At 65.1% G+C, this 418-nt stretch carries 1 pseudogene; it reads right to left on the bottom strand.

From position 1 onward, the window contains the following. Positions 1-43 precede the first annotated feature (43 nt). Positions 44-418, bottom strand: a pseudogene (locus EH240_RS37575) (hypothetical protein); the annotation flags it as partial.

Here is a 418-nt window from a genome sequence, read left to right on the forward strand (position 1 = left end):
ACCGAGGAAGATCGGGCGAAGCCGAAGCTCCGCCCGGTGGCAGTTAGCCGAGCGCCGCCATCTGAAGGTCGGCCGCCTGCCGGTTGACTGTCTGGCCAGGGTTCTCAACCTGGCGTTCGTAAGGCTTCCAGCTTTCACCAACGACGTGCTCGTAGGCGGAGACGGCGCCCTCGGCCGCCATGCGCAGTGCATGTGCCTGAAGGCCCATCTCGGCGGCGAATTCGCGCTTCCGCTGGGCCTTGCTGTCGAAGCCCACCGGCCCGTCAATGTCCTCGTCGCGGGTGTCGTTGGCGAGCCTGGCTGTGGCGTCCTTGGCCTCGGTGACGGCCTTCGAATAGAACTGGCCTGCTCCATAGGCGGAGCCGACATGGGACCCGACGATCCTCTGCAAATGGATCTGCATCGCCTTGTCGGAAAG

The organism is Mesorhizobium tamadayense (assembly GCF_003863365.1).
In the GTDB taxonomy this organism is placed as follows: Bacteria; Pseudomonadota; Alphaproteobacteria; order Rhizobiales; family Rhizobiaceae; genus Mesorhizobium; species Mesorhizobium tamadayense.